The 26,168-nt window shown below is 39.7% G+C and carries 20 protein-coding genes; 18 read left to right on the top strand and 2 right to left on the bottom strand.

Annotated features, from left to right (window positions below; all coding sequences use genetic code 11):
• Positions 1 to 267 precede the first annotated feature (267 nt).
• Complete coding sequence (locus E7276_RS10310) at positions 268 to 1,107, top strand: hypothetical protein (protein ID WP_294217135.1); 840 nt, start codon at positions 268 to 270, stop codon at positions 1,105 to 1,107.
• Positions 1,108 to 1,171: 64 nt separating this feature from the next.
• Here E7276_RS10310 and E7276_RS10305 read toward each other — a convergent pair whose 3' ends face one another.
• A complete protein-coding gene (locus E7276_RS10305; RefSeq protein ID WP_294217133.1) occupies positions 1,172 to 2,116 on the bottom strand; it encodes a P1 family peptidase in 945 nt (314 codons plus the stop codon).
• A gap of 341 nt (positions 2,117 to 2,457) precedes the next feature.
• Here E7276_RS10305 and E7276_RS10300 point away from each other — a divergent pair, with 341 nt between their 5' ends.
• The 17 genes from E7276_RS10300 to E7276_RS10220 all read left to right on the top strand — a co-directional run bounded on the left by E7276_RS10300 (position 2,458) and on the right by E7276_RS10220 (position 23,944).
• Positions 2,458 to 2,667: a helix-turn-helix domain-containing protein gene (locus tag E7276_RS10300; RefSeq protein ID WP_294217130.1), complete on the top strand. Its 210-nt coding sequence runs from the start codon at positions 2,458 to 2,460 to the stop codon at positions 2,665 to 2,667.
• Between the two features lie 106 nt (positions 2,668 to 2,773).
• Complete coding sequence (locus E7276_RS10295; RefSeq protein WP_294217129.1) at positions 2,774 to 4,282, top strand: efflux RND transporter periplasmic adaptor subunit; 1,509 nt, start codon at positions 2,774 to 2,776, stop codon at positions 4,280 to 4,282.
• 29 nt (positions 4,283 to 4,311) lie between these two features.
• On the top strand, positions 4,312 to 5,025 hold the full coding sequence (locus E7276_RS10290; RefSeq protein ID WP_294217137.1) for an ABC transporter ATP-binding protein: 714 nt from the start codon (positions 4,312 to 4,314) through the stop codon (positions 5,023 to 5,025).
• Positions 5,026 to 6,315 (top strand): ABC transporter permease, encoded by a 1,290-nt coding sequence (locus E7276_RS10285; protein WP_294217127.1) that lies wholly within the window; start codon positions 5,026 to 5,028, stop codon positions 6,313 to 6,315.
• A 28-nt stretch (positions 6,316 to 6,343) separates the two neighbouring features.
• Positions 6,344 to 7,843 (top strand): ATP-binding cassette domain-containing protein, encoded by a 1,500-nt coding sequence (locus E7276_RS10280; RefSeq protein ID WP_294217125.1) that lies wholly within the window; start codon positions 6,344 to 6,346, stop codon positions 7,841 to 7,843.
• Complete coding sequence (locus tag E7276_RS10275) at positions 7,818 to 8,546, top strand: hypothetical protein (protein WP_294217122.1); 729 nt, start codon at positions 7,818 to 7,820, stop codon at positions 8,544 to 8,546. The genes E7276_RS10280 and E7276_RS10275 overlap by 26 nt, the downstream gene beginning before the upstream one ends.
• A 75-nt stretch (positions 8,547 to 8,621) precedes the next feature.
• Positions 8,622 to 8,954 carry a helix-turn-helix domain-containing protein gene (locus tag E7276_RS10270; RefSeq protein WP_294217120.1) on the top strand — a complete coding sequence of 111 codons (333 nt, stop codon included), beginning with the start codon at positions 8,622 to 8,624 and terminating at the stop codon, positions 8,952 to 8,954.
• Positions 8,955 to 8,958: 4 nt separating this feature from the next.
• Positions 8,959 to 10,065 (top strand): cation diffusion facilitator family transporter, encoded by a 1,107-nt coding sequence (locus E7276_RS10265; RefSeq protein WP_294217119.1) that lies wholly within the window; start codon positions 8,959 to 8,961, stop codon positions 10,063 to 10,065.
• Between the two features lie 222 nt (positions 10,066 to 10,287).
• Positions 10,288 to 12,459, top strand: coding sequence for a clostripain-related cysteine peptidase (locus tag E7276_RS10260; RefSeq protein WP_294217115.1), 2,172 nt, complete (start codon positions 10,288 to 10,290; stop codon positions 12,457 to 12,459).
• 104 nt (positions 12,460 to 12,563) lie between these two features.
• A complete protein-coding gene (locus E7276_RS10255; protein WP_294217113.1) occupies positions 12,564 to 14,258 on the top strand; it encodes a phospho-sugar mutase in 1,695 nt (564 codons plus the stop codon).
• A 301-nt stretch (positions 14,259 to 14,559) separates the two neighbouring features.
• Positions 14,560 to 18,354: a DUF7604 domain-containing protein gene (locus tag E7276_RS10250; RefSeq protein ID WP_294217109.1), complete on the top strand. Its 3,795-nt coding sequence runs from the start codon at positions 14,560 to 14,562 to the stop codon at positions 18,352 to 18,354.
• Positions 18,355 to 18,376: 22 nt separating this feature from the next.
• On the top strand, positions 18,377 to 19,714 hold the full coding sequence (locus tag E7276_RS10245) for an isopeptide-forming domain-containing fimbrial protein (RefSeq protein ID WP_294217107.1): 1,338 nt from the start codon (positions 18,377 to 18,379) through the stop codon (positions 19,712 to 19,714).
• Positions 19,715 to 19,741: 27 nt separating this feature from the next.
• Positions 19,742 to 20,800 carry a hypothetical protein gene (locus tag E7276_RS10240; RefSeq protein WP_294217105.1) on the top strand — a complete coding sequence of 353 codons (1,059 nt, stop codon included), beginning with the start codon at positions 19,742 to 19,744 and terminating at the stop codon, positions 20,798 to 20,800.
• 25 nt (positions 20,801 to 20,825) lie between these two features.
• Positions 20,826 to 21,326 (top strand): hypothetical protein, encoded by a 501-nt coding sequence (locus E7276_RS10235; RefSeq protein ID WP_294217102.1) that lies wholly within the window; start codon positions 20,826 to 20,828, stop codon positions 21,324 to 21,326.
• 4 nt (positions 21,327 to 21,330) lie between these two features.
• Complete coding sequence (locus tag E7276_RS10230; RefSeq protein ID WP_294217100.1) at positions 21,331 to 22,074, top strand: hypothetical protein; 744 nt, start codon at positions 21,331 to 21,333, stop codon at positions 22,072 to 22,074.
• A gap of 15 nt (positions 22,075 to 22,089) precedes the next feature.
• A complete protein-coding gene (locus E7276_RS10225; RefSeq protein WP_294217097.1) occupies positions 22,090 to 22,917 on the top strand; it encodes a hypothetical protein in 828 nt (275 codons plus the stop codon).
• Between the two features lies 1 nt (position 22,918).
• Positions 22,919 to 23,944, top strand: coding sequence for a hypothetical protein (locus E7276_RS10220; protein ID WP_294217094.1), 1,026 nt, complete (start codon positions 22,919 to 22,921; stop codon positions 23,942 to 23,944).
• 84 nt (positions 23,945 to 24,028) lie between these two features.
• On the opposite strand, the gene E7276_RS10215 is transcribed toward E7276_RS10220, so the two are convergent.
• Positions 24,029 to 26,071, bottom strand: coding sequence for an amylo-alpha-1,6-glucosidase (locus tag E7276_RS10215; RefSeq protein WP_294217091.1), 2,043 nt, complete (start codon positions 26,069 to 26,071; stop codon positions 24,029 to 24,031).
• Positions 26,072 to 26,168: the final 97 nt, after the last annotated feature.

The following is a 26,168-nucleotide window of genomic DNA, read 5'->3' as shown; positions in this document are numbered from 1 at the left end:
GCAACCGCAGTGGTAAAGAAAAAATGAATTACCACTGCAAAGTAGGAAAACAGGCAACCGCAGTGGTAAAGAAAAAAATATATTACCACTGCGGAACTAGAAAACGAGCAACTGCAGTGGTAAAGAAAAAATATATTACCACTGCGGAACTAGAAAACGAGCAACTGCAGTGGTAAATGAAAAATAAATTACCACTGCGAAACAGGAAAACAGACAACTACAGTGGTAATTCGTCACTATAGACACAAAAATTACAAGGAGTATGCATTGAAAGATAGATTTTTAGAGAGTTTAGAGCAGGAGAAAAGCGAACTTGCACATAAAATACAAGAATTAGAGAATACATTAATCTATACACCGGGTATTCATCTTGAAATCAAAAATAATAAGGGGAGATATCCACAATTCTATAAATGTAGTCATATCCAGACAGATGATGGAGAAACAAGAAAAGTACGAGAATATATAAAACAGAAGGATCAGGAGTTGGCTAGGATGCTTGCTCAAGGGGAATATGACAGGCAGTTGATTGAGGATATGAAAAAAAGATGTGATATTATACAGCCTGTTATAGATTATTATCGGGATAATCCTAAATTTAGTGTGTACAATAGCCTAGGCGAAGTGAGAAAATCATTAGTTGAGAGTGAATATGAGGATGATGAAGTGTTTATCAACAAATGGTATGATAGATACTCCCAAAGAAATCCAGCAAATGATTCTTTCTATGAGAAACATCCTATAACAAAGCCATATTATACAGAAAGAGGCGAAAAGGTTAGATCTAAATCTGAAAAGATAATTGCTGATAAACTGTTTAAAGAAGGGATTCCATATGTTTATGAGCCAACAGTTGTGGTGGGAGAAAAGGTGCTACATCCAGATTTTGCAACTTTGAATATTGTTCAGAGAAAAACGTATATATATGAACATTTTGGAATGATGGATAATCCTGAGTATGCAGCTCTATGTGTAAATAAGATAGCTGTATATGACAAAAATGGATTTGTATATGGAAATAATCTTTTATACAGTTTTGAAACACAAAACGATGGACTAGATATAAAAATGATAGAGAGAATGCTAAAGAGATTTTTGATTGATTAAACTATAAATTGCAATATAAAAGGGACCGTGAGGTCCCTAAATTATTATGTTTCATCTCAAAAATTTATTTCCCCACAGATTTCTTAATGGCTTCGCACATAACGTGGTTTGCAAGTGTTCCTACTAAATCAAGTGGAGCTGAAACATCGCCTAATGACATGGCATAGATGCTGTCGCCGTCCATGGAAGTGTGGACTGGGCGGATGCAACGAGCGTAGGCGTCATGGGTCATGCCGGCTAGCTTGCAGAGTTGGGTTTTGTTGAACTTGGCGTTTGTGAGCACGATGCCAATCGTTGTGTTTGTAGGTGCATCGGTGGCAGGCATGTTTTCAGCCATGGCGTACATTAATTCCTCGCAGGATAGGTCGTTTTGTTTCTTGCCGTCTTCTGAGCGGACACCTGCGATGCGCTTGCCATTCTTATAGTCATAGATATCGCCAACAGCATTAGTGCATACGATGGCACCAACTTTTAAATCACCTAGCTGCACGGCATAGCTGCCAACACCGGATTTGGTGCAGCGTTCCATGCCAAGAAGTTTTCCGACCGTAGCGCCACATCCGCAGCCGTGGTTACCATCCTTGTAATTTCCTTTTTCTGTTTCAAAAGCTGTTGATGCAGCCATATACCCCATTTCTCTGTCAGGATAAATGTCGCTTCGCTTGTAGCCTAAATCAAATATGTCAGACTGGCACACCAAAGGTACAACCACATCACCAACAGGAAATCCAATTTTATGCTCTGATAAGAACTTCATAACGCCACCTGCAGCGTCCAAACCAAAGGCCGAACCTCCACCTAGAATAACAGCATGAATAACCTCAGCGGCTGCAAGAGGATCCATTAGTCCAGATTCGCGGCTTGCAGGGCCGCCACCGCGGATATCAAGCCCTGTAGGAGCTCCTTTTTCTGCAATGATAGCAGTGATGCCTGTGCCGGCGTCCTTGTCCTCAACCTGTCCAATTCTTACATTATCAAAATCAGTAATATTAATTTCTTTAAGATTCATAAAAACCTCCAAAACTTATCTAAAATCATTGTTTAGCCAATAATTACACAAAGTGATTATAGCAGATTTTGGTGGACATAATCCCAGATTACGTTCAAATAGTAACAAAAAGTTAACAAATGTTGAAAATTCGGTGCAAAAATGTGAAAAAACAGTGTAATGGCACATTGAAGGCGCTGCTTATGCTAAATTAACACAAGATAATAATCATAAAGAATAATAATTTATCGTTTTACGATAAATTATTATTGACATTCGTAAATTGTAATGCTATAAAAAGATTATCGTTTATCGATAAGAGGGATATGGTATAAGAAACAATATAGGGATGGTGTAGATTTATGGGCAAAATTAGGCTCGAACTAGATTTGATGATGACAAAGCGCCATGTTGGATTAAATGACCTGGCAGAGCAGGTAGGTATAACCAATGTGAATATGTCAAAAATCAAAAACAACAAAGTAAATGCTATTAGGTTTTCCACTTTAGCCGGTATATGTAAAGCGCTTGATTGCGAACCGGGTGACATTTTAAAGTATGATCAAAACTAATAGGAGTCACAGATGACCGTTTCCGCCAGAGTCGGGAATCACAGCTGACAAAGTAACAGAGAAAATGGTGTTTAGAAAAAGTTTTTATGGGAGGTAGCTTCAGATTATGAAACTATTCAGCAAAAAGGAAAAGACTACTGTTATTGAGAATAATTCTGAAAAGAAAGAATCTGTAATAAAGAAAGTCTTTAAGAAAATCGGTGGATTTATCAAGAGGCATAAGGTTCTTGTGATAGTTGTAGTTATTATCATAGCTGTGGTCTTTTACATGAAGTACAAGGCTAAACAGGCTATGGAGGCATATGAGGCTCAAATGAACCAGCCTACTACCGCCACAGTAGAGCAGATGGATTTGCAGAAATCAGTTAGTGTTACTGGAACTCTAGTAGCAAATGAGACTACAACAGTTACTTCTACACTTGGTGGCACAGGCGTCACAGGCGTAAAGGTAGCAAAGGTTAATTATGAGGTTGGTGACTATGTTGAGGCCGGCACAATCGTTGTTGAATTCGATGGTGACGATTATGACAGAAAGATTGCTGAGCTTAGCGCACAGTACAACATCAACGATATGGAGAGTGCTATGTCAATCGATGACTACAACAAAAAGATTGATGATTTAGTTACTCAGCTGGAAAAGGATCAGAAATATCTTGATGACAACCGCGACATCTATAACAACTTAAAAGATGCTTATGAGAAATATGAGGATATTGGAAAGCTCCCAGGTTCAGGCGAAGAGGCAAGATGGCTTTCACAGTCTTCAATCGCTATGGCACTTGCAGAGCCAGTATCTATTGAACTCTATGAAAAGAGAGAGGATGCTGTAGAGGATGCTCAGTACCAGATTTCTTTATATCAAAAGCAAATTGAGCTTTTACAGTTAAAGCAGGACTACGCCACAAATTACACTCAGGTAGATGCATACGACGACGTATATGAGAGCAAGGAGAAAACAACAGTTGAGGCTCCTATTTCTGGTTACATTCTTAGCATGAATGTTGAGGAAGGTAACAACTATACTCAGGGTAATACCGTATTTACCATTGCTGATACAAGCGGATTTATCGTAGAGGCTACTGTTAATGAGTATGACATTGCCAATATTCAAGAAGGACTTCCAGCAGCAGTTCGTTTTGAGTCAACAGGTGACGAGGAATTCAATGGTACTGTTTCTTTCGTAGCAGTAGCATCTGAAAGCTCAGTGTCAACACAGACTGCAACAAGTGCTTATAGCGCAGCAGCAACAGGAGCATCTTCATCAGGTCAGACAGCAACCTACAAAATCAAAATCACTATGGATGGCACAGATGATAGATTCCGCGTTGGTATGACTGCTAAGGCAAGTGTAATCCTTGATTCTGTTTCAAATGTTATTGCTGTACCATATGACTGCGTTCAGGATGCAGAGGACGGTAGCAAATTTGTAAACATTATCAATGATGATGGAACAGAGAAGAAGGTTACAGTTACAACTGGTCTTGAGAGTGATTACTACGTTGAGGTTAAGGGCGATGGACTAGAAAAGGGCATGACAGTCGAGGCAATCGTTACTGATGCACCTAGTACAGACATTCAAGACTACATCACTTATGATGAAGGGTACGAAGAATAACGGAGGGATAGAAATTGGAAGGACATACAATGCTAGACCTTCGAAATATACACAAGAGTTTCTTTATCGGTACGCCTAATGAATTCGAGGTACTTCATGGACTGAATTTCACAGTTAAAGAAGGCGAATTCGTATCGATAGTAGGTCAGTCAGGTTCAGGTAAATCGACTCTGATGAATATTATCGGTGCCCTTGACCGTCCTACAATGGGAGAATACAACCTTGATGGTGTAGATATTGAGAAGGCAAAGGACCATGAGCTTTCAGCGCTCAGAAATAAAAAAATCGGGTTTGTTTTTCAGACCTATAATCTAATAGCTAGAACTACAGCCCTCAAAAACGTTGAGCTGCCAATGATGTATGCTGGCGTTTCCCGTTCTGAACGTACCCAAAGAGCTAAAATGCTTTTGGAGCAGGTGGGAATGACAGACAGAATGCATCACAAGCCAGATGAGCTTTCTGGTGGACAAAAACAGCGTGTGGCTATAGCTCGAGCAATGGCAAACAATCCATCAATTATATTGGCCGATGAGCCAACAGGTGCCTTGGATTCTGCTACAGGTAGATTGATTATGGACATTTTCCATAAGCTACATGAGGAGCAGGGCAAGACAATTGTTTTAATCACTCATTCTCCAGAGCTTTCTATGGAAACAGAGCGAATTATCACATTAAAGGATGGAGATATAATTGGCGAATCCAAAGGCAATTGGCAGGGGCTAAATGCAAAGGAGGTGCAGTAAATGTTATTTACAGAAAACGTCCTCGTTGCATTAGCAGGATTAAAAGCAAACATCATGCGTTCCCTGCTTACAATGCTTGGAATTATTATTGGTATTGCATCCGTAATTGCCATTATGACAGTTGGTAATTCAATTACTCTTATGGTAAATACGGAGATGCAGAATTTAGGTGCTAACAACCTTCAGGTAGGTGTTACACAAAAGTCTCATGATGAAGAGACCACACAGTCAGGAATGAGCTTTGGCCGAGGCTATGTCAGAGACATGACAGACGATGACCTTATTACTAATGACATGCTTGATGCATTAAAGGAAAAATACAAAGACGATGTTCAGTACATCATGATTACTGAGCAGGTTGCTCAAAGCGGCAAGGTTATAGATGGCAAGAAAAATGCCAATGTAAGTATCACCGGCTACAACAAGGACTACATGGATTTCAATGACATTGATCTTGTAGAAGGCAGATTCTTCCTGAACAGAGATTATGAAAATGCTAATAAGGTTTGTATGGTATCAGACAAATTTGTTGAGCGTATTTATGACGGCAACAATAAAAAGGCTATAGGCCAGCAAATCGAAGTTCAGGCTGGGGGCAAATACTATTACTATTACATCGTGGGTGTTTACGAGTATGTGCCTAGCCAGTTTAGCTTTGGTGTATCTGACAACCCAATCACTGATGTTATGTTACCTCTTTCTACAGCAAAAGAAGCTAATCATACTCAGAACAAGGGCTATGAATATTTTGCAGTGGTAACATCAATTAATACAGATAATGATTCCTTTGCTACAACCCTACGCGACTTTTTCAATGTAAGCTATTATGCTAGAAATGATGCCTATGAGGTTGCCGTAATTAGTATGGCTTCAATGATGGATTCCATGAATTCAATGATTGGAACAATCAAGCTGGCACTTTCAGTAATTGCAGGTATCTCCCTTGTGGTTGGTGGTATCGGCGTAATGAACATTATGCTTGTTTCTATCACAGAGCGTACAAAGGAAATTGGTACCAGAAAGGCTCTTGGAGCAACAAATAACTCCATTCGTTTACAATTTATTACCGAATCTGTGGTAATATGTACTATAGGTGGTATTATAGGAATTCTGCTTGGAATATCTCTTGGCGGATTTGCTGTTAAGCTGATGGGCTACTCAGCAGTAGTTTCAATCGAAAGTATTGTAATTGCAGTAGGTTTCTCTATGGCAATCGGTATTTTCTTCGGATACTACCCAGCAAACAAGGCAGCCAAGCTCAATCCTATTGACGCATTACGTTACGAGTAATTGGGGACAACACAAAGAAGGATGACTTATGATTAAGACAAGACTTCTTGGAGTTATGGGAAGACAACAAACTCTTGAAGTAATTCAAGAAATAGTATGGAAATTTTTAAGCCTGCTAGCACATTTAGTGCTAGCGGGCTCTATTGCTATGTTAATAACTGATTGTTATTACCAGCATCTAAGTGTACAACATGGTCTTATTTATGCGCTGATTGCTGTGCTAAGCGTCAGCTCACGTCTTATTTTTGTTAAGCTGTTTTTTGATTCAAAGGAAACTGTGGCAGAGGATGTTTCTAATTGTGTCAGAAATGAAGTAATCGAGAAAATTCTTAGAATCGGAAATCCATATATTTACCATTTAACAACTACTCATGTTGGGGAGCTGTTAACTGAAGATTGCGAATTAATAGAAGCGTATTATAGCGAGTTTTTGCCAATTGTGGGTTATGCCATTTTAGGCACAGGCACTATGACTATGCTTCTTTTTGCTATAGATTTTGCTGTTGCCACAGTATTTCTTGTGGCAATCGTAATTGCGATAATACTGTTTGCACTGGTTCGTAAATACGAAATTTTTAGTTACATCAGATACATTAAAGCTATTTTAGAGGCGTTTTCATATGGGGTGGCTTCATTTGCTTTGATTGGCGACATAAAGGATTTGGGCCAAAGCCATATAGGCTTAGAGTGGTCCATGATTCTGTTTTACCTGTGTATAGAGGTGTTCAAGCCATTGATTGCAATATCAGATATGCTTCAGGATGGCATAATCAGTGGCAAGGCAGTGGACGAGTTCTTTAGTTTTTTTGATATAAGAGAACCAAAGGAAGGAAAGGATGGAATTCCTAACGAGCCTGTAAGAATAGTATTTGATAAGGTGGCTTTTAAATATGAATCAGAAAACGTGATTGAAAATGCCACGATGATTATCAAGGGAAGTACAGCGGTAGGAATATATGGGCCTGAAGGGGCTGGTAAATCCACCATTGCTGGCATTTTACAAAAAAGAAATCGAAACTACAGTGGCTCAATAAAAATTAATGGTACAGAGCTAAGCAGAATTAGTCAAAATACTTTATTTAAAACATTGACTTACGTAAATGCGGATTCATATGTTTTGAAAAAGACAATAGAAGAGAATTTGCAAATAGGAAATCCACAGGCACCGGAAAAGAGAATCGTAAATGCGTTAATGGTAGTGGGACTGTGGCCTCAGGTAAAAGAAAAAGGTGGAATAAAAATGACACCAGAGCAGTGTGACTTCACTGAAGGGCAAATGCGACGTTTGGTATTTGCTAGAGCCTTATTGAAAAACTCAAAGCTGTACGTGTTTGATGACATTACAAAGGGCATTGATGACCAATCAAAGCAGGATATATTAAAGCTGATCCATCAATTATCAAAGGACATGGGAAGGACAATCCTTCTTTTCTCAGATGATATAGGCTGCCTCAAGGGCATGGACGGAATTTATGAGATAGCAGATGGGGTTGTAGGAGAATATGGAAAAACTAAAGTACATAATTAGCGTCATTCTTGGTACAACTAAACATATAGCATCAGTAGTTTTTGCTGCATACGCTGCCAAGGGGATTTCTATTGCCGTAAACAGTCTGGGAGCCCCAAGCCTTACAGTGGAGCTAACTCATATTTTTCTCATTATTATGGTGGCAGCAGGGGTGAGAATGCTTAGCGGAATCCTAGAGGCAATATTGCAAAACTATGTATCCGAAAATACGGTAAAGCCAGTTACAATTGCATATTCTGTGTTGGCATCGGCCCTGATTTTTTATCTATACCCTGTGGTTGGAATCATTGCAGCCATTGGCTTTGTCACAATAAATGGAATACTGCCGCTTTCGGCCGCCATGAATATAACAGAAGCCAGATTTGATTATTTAGCATTTTACAATAAGCTAACTGATTTCATGCGAGAAACAGCCAGGTCCATAGATGAAATTCTCCAGTACAATCAGGGGGAAGAAATTCTAGAAGAAATCTCAGAGTACGGTGATGCACAAACAGAAAAAAGAGAAGTAATCCTAGAAATGGAAAAGGAAAAACAGCTTTACGTAACAATTTCTAGAACAGCATTTTGCTTAATTATCGCTGTTGTCCTAATAATGATATTTAATAAGGGCAAAATTTCCTTCGACAGATTGATGATGACATTGGTGGCATCGGTTATTGCCATCAGAGAATCTGTAAAAGTTCACAAAGTAGATATTTAATAATTGGACGCAATGGATTATAATTATCGTATATACAGATATTTGATGTAAATAATTGTGTATGGGGGGTGCATTATGCTAATTAGTGAGCGTATTTTTAAGTTAATGGAAGAGAAAGGTATGACACAGCTGAAGTTTTCTGCTGAGACTGGCATCGCGCAGAGTACCATCAGTGATTGGAAGCGCAAGAAAACCAATCCTGCTGCTGAGAAGATTATGGTTATTTGTGATGCTCTTGATGTTTCTCCATTTGAGTTGCTACAGGACACTATTCCTGGTAAAGGAGCAGGCGATGTAGAGTTTCTAATCGTCAGCAAGGGGACAGACGAATACACAGTTCTCAAGAAAATGGAAAAGCTAGACAAAAAATCTAAGGACAAAGTAAAGAACTACGTTAAGGGATTATAGTATTATGGATCGCAATAAAATAATAGTTAATACAAGTTTGATAGGAATAGCTGCCAATTGTTTATTGGCAGCTTTCAAGGCCTTTGTAGGAGTTTTATCAGGCTCCATTGCAATCGTACTGGATGCAGTAAACAATTTAAGTGATGCACTGTCATCCGTAATTACGATTGTTGGAACCAAGCTTGCCAACAAGGCACCAGACAGAAAACATCCACTTGGACATGGACGCGTGGAGTACTTAAGTACAGCAGTGATTGCTATGATCGTTGCCTATGCAGGTATCACCTCGCTGATAGAGTCCATCAAGAAAATAATTGAGCCTCAGACTCCAGAGTACACACCAACCACTTTAATCATTGTTGCTGTTGCAGTACTTGTGAAAATCCTTCTTGGCACCTATGTTAAAAAGGTTGGCGAAAAAGTAAATTCAGATTCACTGGTAGCTTCAGGTGAGGATGCTAAGCTTGATGCAGTTATCTCTACAGCTACTCTTGTGGCAGCCATTATTTTCATAGCTTTTCATATTAGTTTAGAGGCTTGGCTTGCTGCAATTATTTCACTTGTAATCATCAAGGCTGCCTACGATATGATAGCAGAGACTATTTCACATATTCTTGGCGAGAGAATAGAAGTAGAGTTATCTCATAAAGTTAAACGTCTTGTTGCTTCATTTGACAATGTTCTCGGAGCATACGATTTGAGTCTTCATAATTATGGACCTGACAAGTTCGTGGGTTCTATTCACATCGAAGTACCTGAGGATATGACAATCACAGACTTAGATCAGCTCCAACGAAGAATTGCTCATACAGTATATGAGCAGACGGGCGTTGCCCTTGAAGGCATCGGCATCTACTGCAAAAACAAAAAGGATTCTCCAGCTGATTTGAAGCGCCGCGAGGTATTCTCATTTGTAAAGAAGTATGAGTACGTAAAGCAGATTCATGGATTCTTCCTTGATGAGGAACGAAAGCTCATGAGCTTTGATGTGGTTATCAGTTTTGATTCACCAGATATGAAGCAGACCTTGGCAAAAATTGTTGACGGCCTAAATGAAAGATATCCAGAATACACATTTAATGTTAACCTAGATGTGGATTTGAGCGATTAATAATATAGGAATTGCATTGTGGAACGCGGACCGGGCCAACACCTAAGTGTTGGCCCTTTTCTATATTGAAATATCTTTATAAGAATTAAGTTTTGCACATCTATAAAACATAAGCAGCTGATTGACAGTGATGATGATAAGTAGTACAATACTACCATAAATTATGAGCGTCGATTTTGAGTTTGCTTTAAATCAGAGGTCGACATAGATGGGAGAATGAGTATGTATTGTAAAAAATGTGGAGCAAAACTACACGATGGTGCAAAATTCTGTAAGGAGTGTGGATGGAAACTTCCGGAACATGGTGCACCTTCTGCTAATACAAATCTAGAACCGGGGCTACAACAATCTGGGAATCAGATAAACACAAATCCAGAGCCAAGACCACAGCCTGCAGCGGCACCCCCTAAGAAATCCTCAGGCATCAGCGGCAAAGCGATAGCCATGATAGTGGGAGTGCTTATCCTTGTAGGAGCTATTATTGTTGGTGTTGCTTATTATACAACCAATGCTTCTGGCAAAAAGAAAACTGCCAAAGATGGTGATGAGGTAACAGAGGAAATCGAGCCAAAGGAACAGGCGACTCGTACTCTGATGGTTTATATAGTAGGAAGTAATCTGGAATCTGGAGGCGGATATTCTGCTTATGGCGGAGCAGCATCCCGTGATATTGACGAGATGCTAATGGCTGATGTGCCAAAAAACACCAACATCGTTCTTCAGTGTGGCGGTACCACGGAATGGCAAAATGAAAAGATTCCAGATAATACTGTTTCCCGATTCTCTATAGAAAATGGAAAGTTGACTGAGCTTGAGACCCTGGGAAAGGTTCCGATGACTCGTACTGGTTCTCTTACCGATTTTATTACATTTTCAAAGGAAAACTTCCCAGCAGATAACTATACATTGATTCTTTGGGACCACGGCGGCGGAATCCCAGTTGGTTTCGGTAGCGATGAGCTTGGCGACGAGATGGACATGATGACCAGCTACGAAATCAAGGATGAGATTGAAAAAGCTGATATTGATTTCGATGCAGTCATTTTTGATGCTTGTAATATGTGTACCCTTGAAATGGGTATGGCGTTAAAGGATCATGCAAAATACATGGTTGGAGCCGAGAGCTATGTTAACAATGCTGGTATCTACTATACCAATTGGCTAGGAGAATTAGACGGGGACCCATCAAGCTTCTGCGAGACAATAGTCAAGGATTACATGGATGCAATCGATGGCTACGGTCAGGTAGGCTCTATGTCAGTAGTTCGACTGGATTATATTCAGGATGTTTACGATGCATATGTTGATTATATTCAGGATGTTAGTGATGATGTAGACTCAGGCTACTACGCAGATTTTGCAAAGGCTAGAAGCAACTGCGGAGCATTTGAAGATATTGATTCTGTTGATTTGATTGCTCTTGCTACAGCATATGATACTGATAGTGCAGCAGATTTGATTAACAAAGCGGTAAATGCTGTTTCATATACTGATAGTGATTTCCCATATGGTCATGGTATCGTGGTTTACTGTCCATATGATTGGTATGAATATTACGATGATGGACGCCAGGCCTTTGTGGAGCTGGGCTATGATGAAACAGTTACAGGTTTCTACGATAGATTCATTTCTCAGGAACTAGCTTATCTGGGAGATGATTATGTAGAAGACTACGGAGGAGACTGGTACACAGGTGATTACACTTCAGCTGTAATCAGTGCAGGCGGTAATGCAGGTGTTTACGACCTTGATGTTATCGAGACTGATTATTACTATGCTGTAGAATTGACAGATGCAGATTGGGAGAGCATTTCATATATTTGCCAGACCCTTTCAATCGAGACAGATGATGGAGAAAATATCGTACTAGGTCAGGATTTGTCAGCTCAGGTTGACTCATATGGCAGACTTGCAATGGTAGATCCGGAGTCATGGACTTTCATAAATGATAATATTGCAGCCTTCTATTGCGTAGATTACTATGAGGATCCAGATACTGGAGAATGGGCAGAAATGGGATATATTCCTATTACAGTAAATGGTAATGGCGCCCACATGTATGTCTACTATGACGACGACTATCCAGAGGGAACAATCCAAGGCTACTACACATTTGATTTTGATACCGAGGAAGAGGGAGATATCCTCTATACCTTTGAGGATGATGACGAAATCGATTTGGCATACAAAGTATGGTCAGATAGCGAGGATTCAAGTGGGGACTACTATACTCAGCTTGGTGAGTCAATCCTCTATAGCGATTTGGAGCTTGGCTTCTATGATATCGATTTGAATGATTATGTGACTAAGGGATACTACTCAATCTATGATGTTTACGGCAGCCTCTATATGACTCCAATCGAGTATTTAGGCAGCAATGACAACTTATTGTAAATCTAGTTTAAACAATTAATATATGTTAAAATAAATTCAGGGTTTTAAGCATAGCTTGAACCCTGAATTTTTCTATTTCTTAGATTCGAAAGGAGAATTATTCTATGGATTACAATTCTAGATATAATGAATGGCTTCAGCAGCTTTCTGATTCAGATCCATTAAAGGAGCAGCTGCTTGCTATTAAGGATAATGAGGCAGAAAAGGAAGACAGATTTTATCAGGACTTAGCATTTGGTACAGCTGGTCTTCGTGGCAAGGTTGGTGCAGGAACTAACCGCATGAATTTCTTTACAGTTGGCAAGGCTACACAGGGTGTTGCTGATTTTATCGTTTCAAAGGGTAAGGAAGCATGCGAAAAGGGTGTTGTTATCGCTCATGACCCTAGACATTTCTCAAAGGAGTTCTCTAAGCTTGCAGCAGGTATCTTTGCTGCCAATGGAATCAAGGTTTATGTGTTCCCTGACCTTAGACCTACTCCAGAGCTTGCGTTTATGATTCGCCGTCTTGGTACAGTTTCAGGTATCAACATCACAGCTAGCCACAACCCAAAGGAATACAATGGCTACAAGGCATACTGGGATGACGGATGCCAGGTTTCATCTGAGATTGCAGATGGCATGACAGAGTGCATCAACGCAGTTGATATGTGGACAGGCATCAAGAAATCGGATTTTGATGAGGGTGTTAAATCAGGCAAAATCATCGTTCTCGGTGAGGAGTTCGACAGAGAGTACCTGGACAAAATCGAGTCTCTTGCTATCCATGAGGGAGATGAGCTGGACCTTACGATTCCTCTTGTGTACACACCACTTAATGGTTGCGGTTCTATTCCATTTAGACAGATGCTTAATGATAGAGGCTTCTCTAATTGGACTATCGTTCCAGAGCAGGAGAATCCTGACCCAGATTTCACTACAGTAGGATACCCTAATCCAGAGGACCCTAAGGCATTCAAGCTTTCTGAGGAGTACGGACGCAAATTTGGTGCAGAGCTTCTTATGGCTACAGATCCTGATGCAGATAGATTTGCTATAGAGATTCGTGATGACAATGGCAACTATGTTCCACTTAATGGTAACCAGACAGGATACCTCCTTGTTAATTATGTGTTAGAGGGACACAAGGATGCCGGCACACTTCCTGCTAAGGGCGCAATGGTTAAATCAATCGTTACATCTACACTTTCTACTATCATGGCCAAGGCATATGGTGTGGAAATGTTTGAAACTCTTACTGGTTTCAAGAATATTTGTGGAAAAATCCCTTATCTTCACGATAATGGATACACATACTTATTTGGATATGAGGAGTCAGTAGGCTACGCTATTTGCGAGGATATCCGTGACAAGGACGGTATCTCTGCTGGTATGATGGTTGCTGAGGCAGCTGCATATTATAGAAAGCAGGGCAAGACTCTTTGGGATGTACTTCAGGAAATCTACGCTAAGTATGGCTACTTCGCAGAGAACGAGCCTAATATCGTATTAGAGGGTATTCCAGGTGCACAGAGAATCCAGCGTATGATGAAGTGGTTCAGAGAGAATATTCCTACAGAGGTTGCTGGTTCAAAGGTAGAAAAGGTTATTGATTACATCAATGGCTACGAGGATATTCCAGCACAAAACGCTATCCGTATTTTTCTTGAGAATGGTTCTTGGTTTGCTATTAGACCATCAGGCACAGAGCCAAAGATTAAGTTCTATTTTTACTCAAATCAGGATTCTCGAGAAAAAGCGTTACAGATTAACGAAGAAATTCAAAAAGAGATATTTGACCTTATCAATTCAGTTGAGTAATATCTTAAAATACTTTAAATTACTAAAGCCCAACACAATATGTTGGGCTTTTTCTATGGTTTTCACCATTTATAGACACTCATTTCTAAAATTGTCAAAAATGTTATATTTTCTTTAGTTCACTTTTTCCTCACATATTGTATAGTTAATAAATAACGTTCTTGCCAATATTCAGATATTTCTTGCCTATACACAGATTTGTCACAAAATTCATGTTACCATATAGTTACAAAAAATTATTTTGTATAACGATTTGGGGTAACTAATTGTCAGTAGGTTAAATTTAGTGAGGAAGAATCATATGAAAAGAAATTTATTATTCAAAAGGATAATCTCATTAAGTCTTATCGTAGCTTTATATCTTTCAATGTCAATCAGTGCATACGCTGATGTTGAAGAAGATAAGGTTGCAGCAGATACTCAAGTAACTGCTACCGAGCCACAGCCTACAGCAGACAGTATAACAGAAACTGCACCAGCTGAGGAAGTGATTTCATCAGAAAATCCAGTAGAACCTCAGGCTGTTCAGACAGGTGAAAGCAACGGAGAAGGAACTTCTACAGAAGTTACAACAGAAACTCCAACAGACGTTCCTACAGAAACACCTGCTGAGACACCTGCAGATACACCTTCAGATGGAACTGAACCTCATACCGAATTAGATCCAGCGGTTGAGCCAGAAGTTATTCCTTCAGATGTTCAGACGGCAGTTGCAGATACAGTTGAAGGTGCTGACGGAGTTATCACAGATCTGATAGAAACTCTTACAGATGAGGAGCTCATCACTGATGAAGAATTATTAGATGAGGAACTTGAAGAAGAGTTAGAAGAAGAACTTGAAGAGGAATGTGAGCACGAACTCATTTACGTTTCTAACAACGATGGCACACATAAAGTTCACTGCAACTTATGTGATTTGGAAGAGTACACAGAGTCTTGTGATTACGACGACAATGGAATTTGTACCAAGTGTGGTTACAAGAGACTCCCAGATCCAATCCTTGTATACGAAGATGATGAAGTAATCATTAGAGTAGAAGGAGCTATCCCAGAAAACGCTGATTTAAAGGTTACTCCAATTAGAGCAAACGTAGAAGAGACAGCAGAGACATATAACCAAATCGAAAACGACTTAATTAACGAAACACAAATGAATGATGCTGACGAATATGGATTCTTAGCATACGATATTTCATTTATCTCTATAGAATCAAAGGAAGAAGTTGAACCTGATGGTGACGTTACAGTCACAATGGAATACAAGCAGGCAACACGTCCAGATTCAATTGAAACAACAGAAGACGTTACAACAGAAATTGAAATGCTCCACTTTAACGAGGCGTCAAATGAAATTGAAAACTTGACAGAACTTGGCAAGGCTTCTCTTGAGATTGAATCAGAAATGGATATTACTCAGGCAGAATTTACAAGCGATTCATTTTCAATTTTCGTAATTAAGTGGAAAAACGGCTCTAACACAAGATACGTTGATGTAATGGCAACATGCTACTCAAGAAATAACGAAGAGCTTACAGAATTCTCTACAGAAACTACAACACATAACATCAACACATCAGGTAATAATATTCCTGCAGCAGAAATGCTAAAGGATACATATGCACCAGAAGTTGATGGTTATAGATATGTAAGAGCTGAATACAAAGATGATAACGGTGAGTATCACGAGGTTGACAGATTTACTTATTCAAAGGGCAATTCATACAAGATTAATATTTGTAATGGAGATACAACGGTTGCAACTAAGACTCTTACATCTGATTCATCTAAAGCACCATTAATCTACATCGCATTCATCTATGAGAGAGATGCAGATCTTGCAATTACTAAGAAAGCAACAGGTGATGCAGCAACAGATACAACTACAGAGTATGAATTTACAATTACAAATTCAGCTGGTGCATCAGTTGGAGCAGTTGACTACTACATAGGAAATACAAAGAAGACAACAAGCGCCGATGGTAAATTCACATTAAAGACTGGCGAATCAGCATACTTCAACGAAGGCTCATTACCAGATGGCAGCTACACAATTACTGAAAGTGGAATAAAAGAATCTAATTATACATTTAACGACTTTATTACAAAGGTTGAATTAAATGGAACAGTAGTTAATACATACGATTACAACACAGAAAGCTCACGTAAGGTTGATGTAAACGTAACAGCAGGACAACTTACAGATGTTGTTTTCAGAAATTATTTAACAATCACTTCAATTGATAAGCATCAGGAAGAAGAGTTAAACAAGTACATCACATATAGGGGTGATGATAACTACGAATTAGTACTTAAATACAAAGCTCCATGCGAGTACATTACTCAGACAATATTTGAGCAGGAAGAAATTTCTTCATTAGAGCCTACAAAGGTTGACATCGTATTAGTAGTTGATAAGTCAGGTTCTATGGCAAACAACAGTCGTATGACAAACCTAAAGAGTGCAGTTGATTTACTTTCAGAAATCTTCCAGACAAAGAGAAATGTAGATGCAGCTTGGAAGGTAGTTTACTTCGATGCTACAGCAAAACTTGCAGATAATACACAGAACTGGGTTACAAGTGAACACCTAAGCATTAGCACAGCAACAGGTGGTGGAACAAACTACGAAGCAGGTTTAATTAAGGCTCAGGAGCAGTTAGCTACAACAAGAGAAGGATCAAAGTCAATTGTAATATTCCTTACAGATGGCGAGCCAACATACTACGTAGATAATACAGTACCTAGAGGCTATTCAGGAAATGGTGGTTCATTTGATAATACTGCATACAATCATGCAAGAGCAGCAGCCGCAAATCTTACATGTGATAGCTTCTATGCAATCGGTGTTGATTTCGGAAGCACAGCATATACAGTTGATGAGGATGGCAGGATATTATCACTTACTCGCGAAGGTATCTTACAGCATATTACAGCAAAGGTTCCTTGCCCAGAGGCTAATAAGAAGACTCTTACAGTTAACTCAAACAAGATTGTAGAACTCTTCAAAGGATTAGCAGGAACAATTACCACAGATTCAGTTGGTGGCCAGACAACAATCGAGACAAAGTATGATACTACAGACGTAGTCATTACTGATCCACTTACAAGCTATGTTGAGATGGTACCTGATTCAGAATTCTACGTAAGTATTGAGGTTGGCGGTCAAGATATATGGCAGACATCTACTTATGAAAATGGATACATAGATGAAAATGGAGTACAGACAAGGCCAGCAACATTCCAGGTAGTTCAGGATGGAGCAACCTATCAGATGGAAGCAAACTTCGTGGATGGAGCAATGGTAGTAACATTCCCAGATGGCTACAAGATGTATCCAGATTACACTTACAAGGTTGGCTTCATGGTAAGACCTACAGCCAAAGCTTATGACGAGTATCTCGAAAGTGGATATAACGCAAAGGGTGAGGAGGACACGGACAACAAGAATATCCCAGAGGCTCAGTGGACATCAGTAGACAAGCCTGGATTTAACTCAAATGAAGATGCAAAGGTTAACTTCACATACAAAGGTGTACCAGATGCTTCACATTTCAAACATCCAGTAGTTCAGGTTCACTTCAAGAATGAGTGGGAAATCTACAAGGTAAATGGAGACGGAACATTATTAAATACAGCAGAGTTCAAATTACAGGAAACAGATGTAGAACTTGCATCAGCGCTTACCTACACAGGTACTAGCCAGTTAGTTGGCGATACAGACGGATATGTAAAATGGACTCTTGGCGAAAACGAAACTATCGCAAGGGGCAAGACCTACAACCTTACAGAGACAAAGGCTCCTACAGGATACGTTAAGAGTGAGGAACATTGGCTCATAACTATCTCTGATGAGAACGTTCCTACAGTTATAAAGATTTTATCTGATGGTGTTACTGAAGAAGCATATACAGTAGAGCCAGTAAGAAACAAGAACGTATACACATACAAGTTCTACTTCGTAAATTCAACAGTTTACTCATTACCAAGTACAGGCGGTGATGGTATTTACAAGACAACATTCGCAGGAATAGTAATGATGCTGGCATCAGTATACATGTGCTACAGAAACAGAAGAAAGCAGAGAGTAGTTAGATAGGTTGTAATAGGAGGTAAGGCGTATGAAGAGAATTAGAAAGATTTTTGCCCTGGCAGTGGCATTTGTAATGATACTAGGAATGACCATTACAGCAGCTGCTGCTGAAGCAGGCGCAACAATTACCATTAACGGTGCGGATAATGCAGAGCATATCTGGTATTCACAGATTATCAAACCTGACAGAACCACACCAACTGGTTGGGCAATAGTAGATGGATTTGAGGCAGCATTCGAAGACTTTGCAGGCTCTAACGACCAAGAGAAGCTTCAAAGCTTTATAGATTGCACCTCAGAGACACAGATTGCCGAGGCGATGAAGAAAATCACAGCTACAACAGAATGTGGAACAACAATAAATGTTACAGAAGCAGGCTTATATCTCATCAATGCATCGGAAACAGGATATGATTACAATCCAATGCTTGCATACATCGGTTTCGATGAGAATTATGCACTTAAGAACACATCTGTTACAGCAAAAAAGATTAAGAAGATCGTTGTCAAGACAGTAGAGGAAGGTGGAGAGACAATAGAAGTTGGAGACGAGGTTTCCTATACATTAACAGCACAGATTCCTTACAAGCCAATCGATTCTGATGAGAAATTCATTATCGTTGATGAGCTCAAGGGTGGTCTTTACAAGGTTGAAAACAATCAGGTAGCAGTAACAGTTGGAACAGAGACAAAGTACTTTACACCAGAGACAACAACAGACGGACAGAAGCTTACAATGGACCTTACATATTTAACAAATGGTAACACAATGGCTAACCAGCCAATCACAATTACTTATACAATTCAGGTTCTTGAAGTAACAGTTGAGAATACAGCTTATCCATTAGGCTACAAGGAAAATGCAACACCAGTTAAGATCTTTGCAGGAACAATTACAATCACAAAGATGAACGAAGCAGGTTCTAATAATCCTGAGTACTTATCAGGCGCAGAGTTCGTAATCAAGAACGCAAATGACAAATACGCACAGCTTGATGAGAATGGTGTTTTAGTAGCTTGGTTAGACGAGAACGATGCAAATATTACAAAGCTTACAACTAACGGAGAAGGAAAAGCAACAGCAAAGGGATTTGACGGAAACAAGACATACAAGGTAGTTGAAGTTAAAGCACCTGACGGATACAGACTAAATGATATCCCTGTAACAGTTTCATGGGCAGCATGGGAATATGCAACAGCTACAACAGGACCTGAAGGTTCAGCAATTGTACATGATACAAAGCTTTCTCAGCTTCCATTTACAGGTGGTTCTGGTACAGCAGCCTTTACAGGATTTGGAGTACTCTTAATGAGTGCAGCAGCAGGATTATATTTCGCAAATAAGAAGAACAACTCTACAAAGTAAGCCTTTTGGCTTAGAAGGGAGTCGCCAGTGAATAAAGCAATTTTTAGAAAAGGAATAATAGTTGTCATAGTGATAGCGACAATTATCGCCGCATGGGGGCTGGGAACATATATTTCCAGAGCAGCCGATCGGGTAGATGTTGCAGGAACCATAAAAATTACTGCCGCAGTTGCTGATGGTGACGATTCTATATTTGCTAATGCATTTAATGGCACAGTAGAAATCGAACTTTATAAGCTAGCAGCCATGGATTACACTGGAAGACTCACAAAGGTCGGTGCATTCGCAGATGAAACAGTAAAGATAGACATACTAGATGGCAATCCATCAATTGATGATATCAAAACTGGAATCGTTAACCCGGCACTTACCATAGCAGCAAGAGATGATGTGGTAGCCGATGAAGTCATCCGACTGAATAAGGCAGAGGCTACAGAAGCATCAGTAGAAATTGAAGGTGGCGCAGGATTATATCTCTATATTCCAAAGGATGTAAGGGATTTGAGATATGCATACTCATTCACTTCATACGTAATAATGGCACCTACAAGCGAGTTTATTATGACAGGTGCAGGCTCAGATGAATGGAATCCAAACGTAACTTTCAATCTAAAATGTGAAGAGACTCCATTATACGGAAGTATTCGCATCATCAAAAACCTAGATACATATAATCTCTCTCTTGGAAAGGCAGCCTTCGTATATGAGGTTAAGGCAGTAAGAGACCAGGAAGTTGTATTTAACAACGTATTCTCAATTGATTTTAGCAGCCCAGGTCAGTTGAATAGAGAGATTACAGATATTCCAGCTGATGCAGATGTAACAGTAACTGAGATTTACACAGGAGCTAGCTACACACCAGTTGGAGACAGGGCAGTAGATGTCAGAATAGTTGCAGACACCACAGTAGATGCAGCATTCGAAAATGATTTTGACGAACGACTCAATCAGGGTGGCATAAGTGCAGAAAATCACTTCGATATAATCGACGGAGTTTACTACTGGACAGATCAGGATGGCAATCCAGTAGCCCAGGGCCAGACACCAAATGAAGCGGCACCTGCACAGGAGCAATTGGTTAGATAAAAATGTGAGATGGAGGTAACCAATTATGAAGACAAAGTGGTTAATATTAGTTGCTGCAGCGCTAGTACTTGTTAGTGGTACGGCAGTTAAACCAGCCATTGCATATTTTACTGACACCATTTCAACGGAGGGCAAAATAGAACTAAAGCTAGGGGACAGCGAAATACCTCCGATGGAAGATAAAGTAGAAAATATGATCAAGAAAATCTCTATCTCCAATACTGGTGATTATGAGCTTCTAGTCAGGGCAAAGGCTCTCTACCCAGATAACTGCACAGTAACACTAGTTGATTCAGAAGGCTGGAGCGATGGAGGCGATGGCTATTACTACTACAGCGACATCGTTTCTCCAGGAGAAAAAACAAACCAGCTATTATTACAGATTAATTCAGAGGCAGAGGAAAGCTTCAACGTAATAATCGTTCAGGAAGGAGCCAAGGTTATCTACGATGAAGATGGAAGCTACACAGGTGACTGGGATGCAAAGATTTCATCTCAGATTGATGAGAAAGTAGATAGGAGGTAAGCATATGAAAAAATTAATTAAAAATCCGCTTATCATCCTAGCCTTTGGACTAATCGTCATAGCAGCAGGCTCAGTTGGCGCAGCTAGAGCAGCAATCGTTTATCAAACAGCAGCTGAAAGAGTTAATTTCTCAACAGCAACTATTTCGGTAGATGTTCAGGAAATGGTTGGTGATGAATACGTTTCAGCAGACGATGGGTTGGTTTTCGATAGTGTAAAACAAGACGAAACAATCAAAATCGGAAAGAAATACGATGAGAGAGTTCGAGTTGTTAATAACTCTAACAATGAAACAGGCTACAGTGAATATGTAAGAGTGGTTGTTAGAAAGAGCTGGTTCAAGGATGGCAAGAGCACCAATTTAAATCCAGAGCTTATCGAGCTTGAGACAGCAGAAGGATGGTATTTAAATCCAGACGAGACCACAACAGAACAGGAAGTTTATTACATGACCTCACCTTTAGCTTGTGGAAATGCAGCAGAGTTTATAACAGGACTGAAAATCAATAACGAAGTTACAACATTTGTTGAAACAAAGCCAGCTATAGAAAATGGAACCGAGCTTAAAGGAACAATCGTAAACGAATATCTCTACAACGGAGAGGAAGTTTACATTCAGATTCAAGCAGATGCAGTTCAGACCCACAACAGCGAAGATGCAATATACGCAGCTTGGGGAATCAAAGCAACATGTTCTGCACCTGATGATGGAAATATATTAACAATTGGTGGTAAATCTGTTCAGTAGTGAAAGGAGCGGGATATGAAGAAAAAAATTTTAAATATGGTCCTTGCTCTAGCACTTACTATGGCAGGATTAATGGGAACTGGATTTAGTTCAAGTGCAAGTACTCAGACTACCGGTTGGGACGTAACCTACGACGGAAAAGGTATTACTTCTAGCTACGATGTTAGCAAATCCACTATTACAAGCGTAATGCCTGGAGATACAGTAATATTCAACGTAGATTACAAAAACACATCAGACAAGTCAGCAGACTTTTATCTCAGCACAGACATCATAAATTCTCTTGAAGAGAAAAACATCGATGGTAGTGCAGCAAATATTAGCGGTGGAGCTTATTCATACGAGCTTAGCTACACCTTAAACGGAACCACTACCATTATCTACAATAGCGAGACATTAGGTGGCGACAATACTACAGTTCTTGGCCTAAACCAGATTCAGGGAACACTGAAAAATGGTGAAGGTACATACTTCGACGTAGGAATCGTTCCTGCAGGGGGTATGGGAACAGTAAAAATCGAAATCGCACTTGATGGAAATTCACAGGACAATTCCTACATGGAAAAGCTAGCATCACTTGATGTTAGATTCGGTGTAGAAAATGTGGAACCAGCAACTACTAATACAGTGACAGAAAACAAGTCGAGAACAGTAGTATACGAGGTTCCTGGTGGAACAGAAGTCATCCTCATTGATGAGGGAGTAGTTCCAACATCAGCAAATCCACAGACTGGCGATTCACCACTACCAATAATTATTTGCTCAGCAATGATGCTTTTAGGAATTGGCTTAATTCTTTGGTATTTTTTGCTAACAAAAAACAAAAGAGAGAAGGTAGCGTAATATGATGAGTGTAAAAAAATTATTCGGATTAATCTTAATGATGGTTATGGCGGTAACGGTTATGATGCCGCTTACTGCAAAAGCTGAAAGCTATACCTACAGAATCAACATTGTACTTGGCGGAACAGCTGAAACAAAAGCAGAATTCTTAAACGATCTAAGCTCTAGTTTGACAGTAGTTTCAAACACAGCAAGCGTAAGCTTCAACGGAGCAGATTGCATTACAATCTCAGATTTGATGTATGAGGATTCAGTAGCATTTGATCCTAAATCAGCAGTTGCCATTACTGGAGAAAATGCCAAGTATTATGTAAAGGGCATGAGAGTCAGTGGAGCAAACGATGTGGTTTCAAAATCCGCATTTACGGTAACACAGGATGACTCATATGTTATAGCATACGGTGTTGGTTCTTCAGTTCCTTATACAGTAAAGTATTTGGATAATGCAGGAAATAGCCTTCTTGAAACAGCTACATATTATGGAGCATTAGGAGAAGAGGTATATGTTCCTTATAGATTCATAAGTGGATATACACCTAACGCTTATAACCTTCATGTAGATAAATTAGCAGAGAATCAGGAATTCATATTTACGTATACCAAAGCTGCTGGTGGAAATACAGTATATAACACAAGCACATCTACATCATACTCAACAGTACAGGGCGCTCCTTCTTATACATACCAGTCAGTTGCAAGAGACCTTGGAACAATTAATAACCGTGATCAGCAGGCCGGTGGAAATCAGGCAGGAGGCGGAAACCAAGGTGGCGAGGCAGCAGCTGCAGGTGAAGGCGAACAGGCAGGTGGCGATGCAACAACAATCGATGATACTGAAACACCTCTCGGAGTTGAAGATGTAATCGATATCAAAGATGAAGAAGTTGCAAAGGCTGTAGCAACAAATGCACTTTTAGATTCATATAAGAAATATGCATTTGTGATTCTTATCATCGGAATAGCAGTAATATTTATAACAGTACTTGCTTCTGCAAAAGAAAAGTATGATAACAAAAAGAATAGCTAATCATTAGAATAATTTAGAATATTTACTTCATATTACAAAGACCCCCTTGGACTATATGTTTTGTAGCCCTTGGGGGTCGATTTATTATCTGTTTAATAGGCAATAAGCTCTGAGCATTTCGCCCACTGACCAAGCAGTAGCGAAGCATCCATGGCCTGTAGCCTTTTTGTCATTATCAAAATAATCGGAAATGTTGCCGATGCAGCCTGTAACCAATTGCTTTTCAACAGAATCAAACATTGCCTTTGCTTCTTCTATTGACTGGGCGCTGCCGCCGCCAACCTTAAGGTAGCTTTCGATAAAGGCACCTAGGAAAAATCCATAAGCTCTTTGCCCTTCGCTGATGGCAAGACCGATGCCAGTGAAAAGCTTGTCCTTTACAGCTCTAACGATTGATTTTTCCTTCTCGATGTCCAGCATTGTAAATGGAAGACTAACAGCAAAAATCTGATTTGGTCGAAGAGTATCATCCTTTGTATCTTCTGAAATAAGGTCGTATAAATATCCGCCCTCTTCGTACCAGAATTCTTCGTTAAATGCTTCCTTTACCCACATGGCAAGCTGGCTACATCCGCCTGCATAAGCTAAATAGTTTTCTGGCTTGTTGTGGGTACGTCTAGCGATTCCTCTGGAAATTTCTTCCATTGTCATCAAAGCATTGTACCAAAGAGCATTAATTTCAACTGCCTTTCCTTTTCTAGGAAGGGCATCCTCAACACGTGGAATTTCATCCATCCATGTAACCAAAGCACTGTTTGTGCCAGCTGACATGAGGGCATCATCATCCATGCCGATACCGAATTTGGTTCCCTTTCTGTAGGCGCCCATTATTTCCTGTAAGCAAGGATAAATGTAATCCTCAACAAATTTCCAAGCATCATCAGTGTCTACATATTTCAAATAGTTGTACACTGCATAGAAATACCAAAGTGAAGCATCAACAGTATCACAGGTAGGCATACTACAATCCTCAGGATATATATTTGGAAGAAGACCATTTTCTATAGCGTTGCCGTAGGCAAGTAAAATAGATTTGGCATCATCAAAACGTCCTGTCTCCAAGCAAAGACCTGTGAAGCTGATAAGAGTGCTGCGGCTATGGTCTGTAAGGAATGGATATCCGGCGAGAATAGTTTTCTTGCCAGTAGATAATCTATTTACAATGAATTGGTCAGCTGCAACTGTAAGAATCTGAGCTAACTCATCCTCATCATCAGTAAAATCGCTGTTTTCTATTAATTCAGCCACGCGTTTTTTCGCCTTTTCTACTTCTACAAAGGCAGTATCAACATCGATGGTAGGAAGATCGCCCCAAGCGCGCTTTTTTCTGCCTGTTGTTTCCTGCACATCTACCGTACAAACAAAGGATGCTCTAGAAACTCCGCCAGCATCAACTTCCATAACAAAGTCATAAGGCTTTAAATGACAGTCAAGGGCATCTTTATTCTCGTCAGCCTCTAACTGAAGCTCCATATTTTCATCGTAAATATTGTTGCGCTTTACCATTTCACAGCCAGCACTAATAAGAGAAACTCTCACGTTAGGGTTGCTGACAGGAGAGTAGTAGAAGCCCTTGTTGCCATTGTCGTTGTCTGGAATCTCCTTGAATACCTCATCAGGTAACTCGTATCTGAGAGTCTCAACTGTCATGTGCTGATCATGGGCTCTGAAATTCATAAGAGGTGTAATTACAACACCGGCAGCTGGACCGTTATTTTCTAATGTATATGCGATAACACATTGATTTTTCCCTTGAACTAGAGAAATTGTTTTGGAAAGACGCATGCCACCGGCTTCGTAAATAAAAGTAGTGGTGCCATCGTATTTGAAGACCTTTAGATGCATATTGCCCTGATTGAACTCACTGGTATAAGGACCCTTGTGCTGGGCAGTGGTCAAATCGTAGATTCGGCTACCACAAACAAGTCTTTCGTTAGTTTTTGAAAAAACAAGAAATCTATCAACTGGTGGGTGGAGACTGGCAACCATGTAGCCCTGATTAGTACGTACATGGGCACCAATGATGCTACTGCTACTGTAACCTCCAATCCCATTAGTTAATAACCATTCTTTATAGAGATTATTTTTGTAGTTAGTTAACTTATCAAAAACAAATTCAAATTTCATATTATTCTCCATCTATATACTACTAAACTAAATTATTATTATAGCCAAATAAGGAATGTTTTTAAACTCTTTTGAATTAATAAATTTAATGATTCAT

The organism is Pseudobutyrivibrio sp., assembly GCF_015057185.1.
Taxonomy (GTDB): domain Bacteria; phylum Bacillota; class Clostridia; order Lachnospirales; family Lachnospiraceae; genus Pseudobutyrivibrio.
Note: the sequence above shows the minus strand (reverse complement) of the source record. Positions and strands in the feature narration are given on the sequence as shown.

Excerpts from the sequence above, each read along its gene's own strand:
- E7276_RS10305 (WP_294217133.1), bottom strand. The coding sequence starts at position 2,116 with ATGAATCTTAAAGAAATTAATATTACTGATTTTGATAATGTAAGAATT.
- E7276_RS10300 (WP_294217130.1), top strand. The coding sequence starts at position 2,458 with ATGGGCAAAATTAGGCTCGAACTAGATTTGATGATGACAAAGCGCCAT.
- E7276_RS10295 (WP_294217129.1), top strand. The coding sequence starts at position 2,774 with ATGAAACTATTCAGCAAAAAGGAAAAGACTACTGTTATTGAGAATAAT.
- E7276_RS10290 (WP_294217137.1), top strand. The coding sequence starts at position 4,312 with ATGCTAGACCTTCGAAATATACACAAGAGTTTCTTTATCGGTACGCCT.
- E7276_RS10285 (WP_294217127.1), top strand. The coding sequence starts at position 5,026 with ATGTTATTTACAGAAAACGTCCTCGTTGCATTAGCAGGATTAAAAGCA.
- E7276_RS10280 (WP_294217125.1), top strand. The coding sequence starts at position 6,344 with ATGATTAAGACAAGACTTCTTGGAGTTATGGGAAGACAACAAACTCTT.
- E7276_RS10275 (WP_294217122.1), top strand. The coding sequence starts at position 7,818 with ATGGAAAAACTAAAGTACATAATTAGCGTCATTCTTGGTACAACTAAA.
- E7276_RS10270 (WP_294217120.1), top strand. The coding sequence starts at position 8,622 with ATGCTAATTAGTGAGCGTATTTTTAAGTTAATGGAAGAGAAAGGTATG.
- E7276_RS10265 (WP_294217119.1), top strand. The coding sequence starts at position 8,959 with ATGGATCGCAATAAAATAATAGTTAATACAAGTTTGATAGGAATAGCT.
- E7276_RS10260 (WP_294217115.1), top strand. The coding sequence starts at position 10,288 with ATGTATTGTAAAAAATGTGGAGCAAAACTACACGATGGTGCAAAATTC.
- E7276_RS10255 (WP_294217113.1), top strand. The coding sequence starts at position 12,564 with ATGGATTACAATTCTAGATATAATGAATGGCTTCAGCAGCTTTCTGAT.
- E7276_RS10250 (WP_294217109.1), top strand. The coding sequence starts at position 14,560 with ATGAAAAGAAATTTATTATTCAAAAGGATAATCTCATTAAGTCTTATC.
- E7276_RS10245 (WP_294217107.1), top strand. The coding sequence starts at position 18,377 with ATGAAGAGAATTAGAAAGATTTTTGCCCTGGCAGTGGCATTTGTAATG.
- E7276_RS10235 (WP_294217102.1), top strand. The coding sequence starts at position 20,826 with ATGAAGACAAAGTGGTTAATATTAGTTGCTGCAGCGCTAGTACTTGTT.
- E7276_RS10230 (WP_294217100.1), top strand. The coding sequence starts at position 21,331 with ATGAAAAAATTAATTAAAAATCCGCTTATCATCCTAGCCTTTGGACTA.
- E7276_RS10225 (WP_294217097.1), top strand. The coding sequence starts at position 22,090 with ATGAAGAAAAAAATTTTAAATATGGTCCTTGCTCTAGCACTTACTATG.
- E7276_RS10220 (WP_294217094.1), top strand. The coding sequence starts at position 22,919 with ATGATGAGTGTAAAAAAATTATTCGGATTAATCTTAATGATGGTTATG.
- E7276_RS10215 (WP_294217091.1), bottom strand. The coding sequence starts at position 26,071 with ATGAAATTTGAATTTGTTTTTGATAAGTTAACTAACTACAAAAATAAT.